The sequence below is a fragment of the Aeromonas sp. QDB39 genome, assembly GCF_027707585.1.
Classification (GTDB): Bacteria; Pseudomonadota; Gammaproteobacteria; order Enterobacterales; family Aeromonadaceae; genus Aeromonas; species Aeromonas hydrophila.
Genome location: NZ_JAPCIV010000075.1, coordinates 1 through 8,185 on the forward strand (window position 1 = coordinate 1; position 8,185 = coordinate 8,185).

Below are 8,185 nucleotides of genomic sequence, written 5' to 3' on the forward strand. Positions count from 1 at the left end.
AATGAGCGTTCACATTGGTCCGGAAATGGTGTTCACGTTGAATCGGAATTGGTGTTCATGATCGGCCGGAATATGCACAGTGGCCGCAACGTCCGTCCTGAACACCGACAAGCACCTGATGGAAGCCATGTTTGCTAACCCCGTGTCCCCTGACGGCAAGACCCCCTCCCAGACCTTCCAAGCAGCAGCGAACACCCTCCAGATGTATCTCGACGTGCGTGGAGGTGTGGACGCTCTGGAAGGCGTAGGGCTGACCAAGACACAACGACAGGCTGTGCAGGCTGCCCTGATGTTAAGTCGTAAGTCTGGGGAAGATTTCGCTGGGTCTCTGTATCGGTCCCTCACCACCGCCACCCCGTACATGCTTCCGGTCAATTCAGCAGATGAACGGAAGAGGGACAGCGAGGTGATGGCTGGCTTGAACATGACCCAGCGAGAGGCGTACAAGCGTGAGAAAGAGGGCCTGATGCACTTCGGCCTGTCCCCTGCGGAAGCCTCTGAGAAAGCCGCTGAGTACGTCACAGCAGACACCCACGACGCCAATGGTGTGACCGTTACCGGCATTACCGGAGTGCGCAACATGCTGGGGGAAACGCTCGGGGTTCACATCGAAGACAAGGTGCTGAATGAGGTCCTTAACACGACCATCGACAAGACCTTAGCGAACGCCTCCAATGCGTACTTCGGGACCAACCAGACGCTAGACAAGTGGCACCAGTTTACTGACTTGGATGGTTCGCTGATCTTCCAGCACAAGGACAATTTCGGCCTGATGGTGAAAGTCACCCCTGACATGTTCAAGAAGACTGCCAGCGAGTTCAAACAGCAGGACGTGACCTACGGTAAGGACGAACCTTCCCGCCGCACGGAACACGCTGACCAGTACGAACAGGTAGGCGCTGGCTATCCGGTGCGTAAGCTGAAGGAAGTATCGAGCAACCCCTTCGAGTCATTCTTCCGCTAATCCAATCGACCCCTAGAGCCCTCTGGGGGTCATTCTCCCTGACCTAAGCAATACATCCGGTCACTCCCCGACCGTCACTCAATCAATCACTGCGTCTTTATGTCGTGCTTCTTCTGCTGCTCCAGCTTGCCTATGGGTTAAGCAGTGGGGGCTTGCTGGAGGGGGAACGGCATGAGAGGCACAACATAAGGAACCCATTTATGAAGATCACTTTCAACGGTAACACCTTCACTATCCCCACCAACGAACAAGGGCAATACCATGCGACAGCTCTGAGTCAGGCTTGGGCTGCTACTGGCGGCCAGGTAAATGCTCTGGATGGCTGGGCGCGATCACTGGATGAAATCTACATCCGTAAATTTTCCGTATGTACCAGCAAAGCCCGTGCTGACCGTGGAGGCGGCACTTGGGTAAACAAGCGGGGCCTGCTGGCCTTCGCTGCGTACTGCTCCAGCGAGTTCGAGGATGCAGTCTTTGACGCTTTCGACGAGCTGACCAAGGGCAATACCATGCAGGCAGCCGCTATCGCTGAGTCTGTCGCTGTGTCCCCTGAGTTGCTGGAGAAGCACGACGTCGCCCGCAAGGCCATGAACAATGCAATCAAGGCCAATGGGATCGACATGTGCGGGAAAGCCTACGGTAACTTCTACAGGCTGGCCTGCAAGGCTGCCACTGGGTATGTCCCATCTGTCCTTACAGGCAAGAATGGGTCAGCCAAGGAGTACATCAAGCAGGTATCCAACGCCCCCTGTATGAACGCTCTGATCGCTTGCATGGAGACGATCACAATGGGCCTGAAGGTAGGGCTGGATTATCACAAGGTCGCCGCCATGCTCAACGTGGAGACCTCACAGAATGGTGAGCTGCTGGGGTGATACGCTGCCGAAGAAGACAAATTGACCGTAACGGAACGTGACGCACAAATTTTAACCGTACACCACACGGGTCCACTGGCGTGGCCTAAACGGGATACCAAAGGGTTCACAAGGGATGCTCCTTCAGCCCACACCACCTATGTCCTCTGAAATTCAGAAGACTATCTGACAACCAAACGACAAAGCCCCCTTGGCGGACTTCAGGATCAGACCTGATGTTCACCGAGGGGGCTTTTTTTTCGAGGTGGTTACTTGTTGAACAACTTGAGGAACTGGGACATGTAGTCAGACGCAAGCATGGTCTCGACGGCTTCAAGCTGCTGCTGGAGTTCAAAGCCTGTGGCATAGAGCCCGTAGGACAGCGTGAGGCCCTTCCGGCTGTGTCCCAGGATTCCCGCTGCGATCCCCTCAAAGACCTGTGCCCGCTGGTATCCCGTAGCTGCCATCTTGCGGAAGCTGTGGAATACCGCGCTACACTGATCGCCCAGCACTGCGTCTTTGTGCTTTTGGAACATGACAGACCAATACTGTGCGCTGGATGGCCTTGTCCGCGTCTCTGTGCGCGTCCAAAGCTCCGACTCTACGACCGCCTTCAACTCTTCCCACAAAGCGACAGGGAGCGGGACATTACGTGCTGCGTTCGCTGTCTTACCGTCTTTGATCGTGAAGTAATGCACCCCGTCCGTTTCGTGGAAGTCTGCCGCTGTGATCGTGACGAGTTCCCCGAGACGACACCCAGTCACCAAGGCAAACTTCATCAAGGAGTACATGGCTGGCCCAGCGCCTTCCAGAAGTGCAGCGACTTGTTCAACCGTGAAGGCTGTCCGCTTGGTGCCTGAAGAGGTAAGCCGAATGTCCAAGTCCTTGAAGGGATTCTCTCCGCTGACTTCCTTGCTTCGATAGGCCCAGTCCCACACCTTGGACAGACAAGTGGCATACGCCTTGACCGTGCGAGGGGCTTTGTCCTTGGCACACTCCATGACCCAAGCGATGACGTCCCGCTTGTCTATGTCGGCAAGGTGAATGTCCTTGAGCTTGAGGAACGAGGCGAACGACACAGGGGCAAGGTTCAACCGGCTAAGGGTCGATGGGTCTAGGGACTCTTCGGTTGTCTCTGTGTAGAGCTTGGTGGCCTCCATGAGGGTGATCCCGTACTTCGCCTCTATCCCTTCCGCTCCCCATCCCATAGCCGCCCTGATGGCGTCAGCGCGTACCGTGTCGCCTTTCTCGATGGCTACTTGAAGCTCTGTGCTCCATGCCTCTTCGATGTTCTCTTCGTCTTGTTCTATCGGGGGCTCTCCGGCAGCCTTGCGAATCTCTTTGACGAGTGCAAGGAACTGCTGTCGCTCAGGGTTAACCCGAGCCTTCCTGACGATACCTTCAAGTTCGGTAAGGAGCTGGTCTCTGCGCATGATCGCCTGTCCGAGGTTGTCGGTTTTCAGGCTTCGGCTGTAGATGGCAAGACCGTCAAACAGGTGCCTGACGTCTTTGGGGATGTTCCAGTGTATGTAGTAGCGATTGGCTTTCTTGACTAGGTGTTTCATTGCTTTTACCCTCTACAAAACATACCATCAAACATAGAGTCGGTCACACGTAACCTACTGAAATGCAGAGTTTATGCGGGTCTTGGAGCGCAAGATAAAGAGCTTGCTGATCCATAACTCACATCTGTATGAAGGAAGGAAAGGGGCTAAGCATATCAGACCCCTGCGCCCAGCGGGAGAAGCTGGTAACATATCCACCAAACGTGAATGACAGGAATCAAGAGACCGATGAGTCAATATCAAGACGACAACGAGTGGGAAGACTGGGGCCCCAGCAAAAGCCAGCTCAAGCGCGATGCCGAAGCCTTGCAGAAGATGGGGGAAGAGATCGTCTCCCTCAGCCACAGCGAGCTGGAGAAGATCCCGCTGGATGAAGAGCTGGCCGAAGCGGTCGAGCTGGGCCGCAAGCTCAAGCCGAAGAAGGACGAGTCTTTCCGTCGCCACCTGCAGTTCATCGGCCGGTTGATGCGCAGCCGCGATGTGGAGCCCATCGTCGAGGCGCTCTCCATCATCAAGAATCGCCACTCCACCGTGAACGCCCGCCTGCACCGGCTGGAGCAGTGGCGTGAGCGGCTGATCAATGAAGGCGACAGCGCCCTCAACGAGCTGATGTCCCAATTCCACGAACTGGACCGTCAGAAGCTGCGCCAGCTGATCCGCACCGCCAACAAGGAGCGGGAGCTGAACAAGCCGCCGGTGGCCTATCGCGAGATGTACCAGTATCTGCGCGGCGAGATCGAAGATCTGCTGTAAGTGATGACTCACCGTCGCCGACCGGCGATGAACAGTACGAAATAAAACGGGGCCAATATGGCCCCGTTTTCGTGTCGCTGCAACTGTCAGCTGCCCGCCATGCACTGGGTATGAGTGCCTGGCTGCAGATACGGCATCAGCAGCGGAGCCATCCCCTTGAGCACCTGCACCGGCAGGGCCGAGGTGAAGCGGAACTTGTCGGACTGGCTGCCCGGCACATAGGCCGTCAGGGTGCCGAAGTGATCCTCTCCCAGATAGAAGACGAAGGTGGCGGTCCGGTTGCGAGCCAGCGAGCTGGTCACGTTGCCGTAGCGGCCGACCGTTTCAATCCGGTTGTCGCCCGTCCCCGTCTTGCCTCCCATCTGCAGCACGGTACCGTCCGGCAGGGCGAAGGCACCGGCAATCCGTCTGGCCGTGCCCCCTTCCACCACCTTCGACAGCGCGTTGCGCAGCGCGGTGGCCACCTCGACCGGCAGCACCCGGGTCCCCTCGGTCTGCGCCGGTTGGAACTCGGTTTCGAACGGCGTGCCCTTGGCAAACGACAGATGCTCGATGCGCAGGGTCGGCGCACGAATACCGCCGTTCTGGATGATCCCCATCAGCTCGGCCAACGCAGCAGGGCGGTCGCCCGAGCTGCCCAGGGCCGTTGCCAGCGACGGCACCAGGTGATCGAACGGGTAGCCCAGTCTGGCCCAGCGTTGATGGATGTCGAGGAAGGCCTCGACCTCCAGCATGGTGCGGATCCGGCTGTCGCGGGCGCTGCGGTGGCGGGTCTTGAACAGCCAGCTGTAGACCTCCTGCCGCTCGTCCCGGCTCGCCTCGACGGCATCGGCGAAAGTCGCCTTGTCGAACTCCTTGAGATAGGAGAGCAGCCACAGCTCCAGCGGGTGCACCCGGGCGATATAGCCTTGATCCGGCAGCGAATACTTGCCGGGACCATAGCTGGTATAGAGCTGCTCGATACGACGATCGCTCAGCTTCTCCCGCGGCAGACGCTTCGCCAGGAAGGCAGCGAACGTCTCCTGCGACGCATCCGGCATCAGGTAACGGTGTACTGCGGCCAGGCGCACGGCGCTGGGCTTGAGACCATCCAGGAAGGTATCGAGCTGTTCATCCGCAGTCTTGCCACGGTATTTGCGCCAGAAGCGCAGCAGATAGGTCTGCCCCTCTTTATCCGCAAACTTGGCCAGATACTCGGTACGGCGCGGATCCTTGTCATCCTTGAGCAGCTGGGCACGGTTGCCCTCCCGGTAGAGGCTGTAGCGGACTATGTCACGCATCAGACGCACGAACGGCAGGTTGATGGATTCACGCAGCGCGTCGCGAATGGCCGGGATGCGGCCATTGTCCTCACGCCGGAAGTTGTTGAAGGTGTGCATGCCGCCGCCGGTGAAGAATCCCTCGTTCGGGCTGGCGGAGTATTTGCGATCGAGCGCCGCCTCCAGCATGGGTGGCAGGCTCTTGTCCTTGGCGGTCATCAGGTAGGATACGGCCCAGCGGCTGATGTTGTCCTGCTCCGATACCTCTATCTTACGCAGGCTCTCGGCCGACATGTCCGCGTAGTTGTCGTGCAGCTCGGAGACGATCTCCAGGTAGGTAGTCAACACCCGCAGCTTGGCAGTTGACCCCAGCTCCAGCTTGCTGCCCTCGTTGATGTCGAACGGCTGATCCGTGTTGTCGGTCTGCACCCGCACCTTGAAGCCCTGCGGGGATTTCTCGAACAGCGTGAAGCTGTACTTCACGTCTCCCGTCTTCTCCGGCGAGAGCAGGCGCTCACCAAACAGCCCTACCTGAGCTGCAAACGTCGGATCGGCCAGCTGCTGCAGGTAGCGAGAGACCTCATTTTGCAGCGGCATGTTGAGGCTGGTATCGGCCGTCAGATCGAGTCGGTCCAGATCATAGAGCTGCACCCCGAGCTGACGGCTCAGACGGGTGCGGGCAACTTGCAGGCCCTTGTTGTTGTTGACCTTGGTCACCGCCGGGGACTGCAAGAAATCACGGAACGAGATCTTGGCCTTCAGCGCGGCTTCCATCAGCGGCGGCGTGATCATCCCCTCCTGTACGAACAGCCGCAGATAGCTGTCGGTCAGGGTCGCCAGTGCATCACGCCCCTGCGCCAGATAGTAGGAGGGACGACGGTGAGCGATCATCAGCGAGACCACCTGGCGCAGCGCCAGGCCCTGCTCCGCCAGCGAGGCATCCTGGTTGCGCGCAGGATCCAGCAGCCGGTTTACCTCGTCCACATTGGCGCCAAACCATACCCAGAGACCATCCCCCAGGCCGTGCACCTCCCCATAGCCGGGAGCCGCAGAGAGCGGTACCGAGTTGAGGTAGGCCCAGGCGACCAGCTTGCGCGCCTCCAGCGTCTTGGGGCCCAACCGGTAGGCCCGCACACTGGCGGACGCCATCTGACGGATCTTCTCGGTGGGTGACAGCGTCAGGCCATCCGGCGAGTGGCGATACTTCTCGACCTGAGTCGCCAGCGTGCTGCCGCCGGCCGATTGATCCTGCATATCGAGCGCCTTGCCGACCTGCGACATGGCCGCCTTGGCAAAACGGGGCCAATCCACGGCCGGATTGGCCAGTGGCTGCTCATTGCTGAGCAAGTCGCGGTTCTCGATGAACAAGAGCGACTGGATCACCAGCGGCGGGATGGAGGCGAAATCCGGGTAATAGTGGGTCGGATACTTGAATTGATAGAAGGGTTCCGCCCGACAGTCATGCAGGGTCAGGCCGGCTTGCACCTTCTCGGTATAAGGCACGAAAAAGCCGCGACTGGCGTAGTCATACAAGGCGTCGGAGAAATGTACCTGCTCGCTGACCTGATAACCCCGTTGCAGCAAGCGCTCCTGCATCATGGGCAACAGCACATAACCGAGCCGCTTGTCGAAGGGACCGTCTTCGGGGAAGGCAATCTGCTTGCTGGGGCCCGGTTCGACCTGATAGGTCAGCTTGGCCGCATAGCGGGAGATCTCCTGCGATTGCAGGCGGGAAGTCTGCATCTCATAACCGACCAGAGCAATTACCGCAGCCAGGCACAGCAAAAAGAAAAAGCAGAACAACCAGCGCCACCAGGAACGACGCTTGCGCTTGTACTTGCCGTCCGCGCTTGGGACAGATGAATCCTGAGATGCCACTTTGTTCAAATCCGTCTGTTCTGATGCGCCCATATCAGCCCCACCATGGTTGCGCAATTTATTGTGTTTCACTCAAGCTTAGTCGTTTCAAGTCAATGGCTTGAAAACTATTGACCGCTTTGTAGTGATGGTAACAGGGCGATCATAAAAAGGGGAGCCGATTGTTGCAGCGCGGTGAGAGATCCGAGCTGATGACAGAAAGCAAAACACCGGCCTATGGCCGGTGTTTTGAGAAGACAGTGAACAGGCTTATTTACTGGAACTCATCGCCTTGAGCTTGGTGCTCAGCTCTTTACGCTCTTTGGACAGCTCAGCATTCTTGATGATGTGGTCGTCCACACGCTCTTCATAATCAGCCCGCATGTTGGCGATGATGGCTTGCACCTCATCGATGCTCATACCCGGTTTGATGTAATCGCTCAGGTTGTCGAGCAGCAACACCCGCTTCTGGTTGTCACGGACCTTCTTCTCGTTGTCCGCAATTTCACGCTTGAGTTTGTTCTGACGACGGGACATACGCACATATTCCAGTACATCGCTGAAGGTGGACTTGTTTACTTGTTCCATATCGATACCACTGACGTAAGGTTGATAAAAGCAGGCCAAGTTGCATCCGTACTAAAGAAACCAGCATGAGAGAGTACGGGCCAACCCAAGATGCCTTTACTCTACCGAGTTATGAGGCAGATACAACCCTAATTGCAGGCCTGACACCGGGTTTCGGCACGAGAGAGTCGAGTGAACAACAGGGTGGAAAGCAGCACAGGCTCCCCATCTGAAGGGACATTCCAGGGGTGAGATAAGACGAATTTCAGGCAATAAAAAACCCCGCTCAGATGAGCGGGGTTTCTCGTGTTGGGTGCCTGGCAGTGTCCTACTCTCGCATGGCGAATGCCACACTACCATCGGCGC

General features: G+C 57.7%; 6 protein-coding genes. 3 read left to right on the top strand and 3 right to left on the bottom strand.

The window, feature by feature from the left end:
* Window positions 1-79: 79 nt before the first annotated feature.
* Window positions 80-964, top strand: a complete 885-nt coding sequence (locus PG899_RS23290) for a hypothetical protein (protein ID WP_270697771.1) — start codon at window positions 80-82, stop codon at window positions 962-964.
* Between the two features lie 200 nt (window positions 965-1,164).
* Window positions 1,165-1,839: a KilA-N domain-containing protein gene (locus PG899_RS23295; RefSeq protein WP_190283807.1), complete on the top strand. Its 675-nt coding sequence runs from the start codon at window positions 1,165-1,167 to the stop codon at window positions 1,837-1,839.
* A 248-nt stretch (window positions 1,840-2,087) separates the two neighbouring features.
* Here PG899_RS23295 and PG899_RS23300 read toward each other — a convergent pair whose 3' ends face one another.
* Window positions 2,088-3,383 (bottom strand): tyrosine-type recombinase/integrase, encoded by a 1,296-nt coding sequence (locus PG899_RS23300; protein ID WP_190283808.1) that lies wholly within the window; start codon window positions 3,381-3,383, stop codon window positions 2,088-2,090.
* A gap of 228 nt (window positions 3,384-3,611) precedes the next feature.
* Between PG899_RS23300 and yjgA the strand changes: the two genes are divergently transcribed.
* Window positions 3,612-4,136: a ribosome biogenesis factor YjgA gene (yjgA, locus tag PG899_RS23305; protein WP_010635921.1), complete on the top strand. Its 525-nt coding sequence runs from the start codon at window positions 3,612-3,614 to the stop codon at window positions 4,134-4,136.
* 86 nt (window positions 4,137-4,222) lie between these two features.
* Here yjgA and PG899_RS23310 read toward each other — a convergent pair whose 3' ends face one another.
* Window positions 4,223-7,306 (bottom strand): transglycosylase domain-containing protein, encoded by a 3,084-nt coding sequence (locus PG899_RS23310; protein ID WP_011707626.1) that lies wholly within the window; start codon window positions 7,304-7,306, stop codon window positions 4,223-4,225.
* A gap of 216 nt (window positions 7,307-7,522) precedes the next feature.
* Window positions 7,523-7,840 (bottom strand): PTS system regulator TmaR, encoded by a 318-nt coding sequence (gene tmaR, locus PG899_RS23315; RefSeq protein WP_016352207.1) that lies wholly within the window; start codon window positions 7,838-7,840, stop codon window positions 7,523-7,525.
* Window positions 7,841-8,185 lie beyond the last annotated feature (345 nt).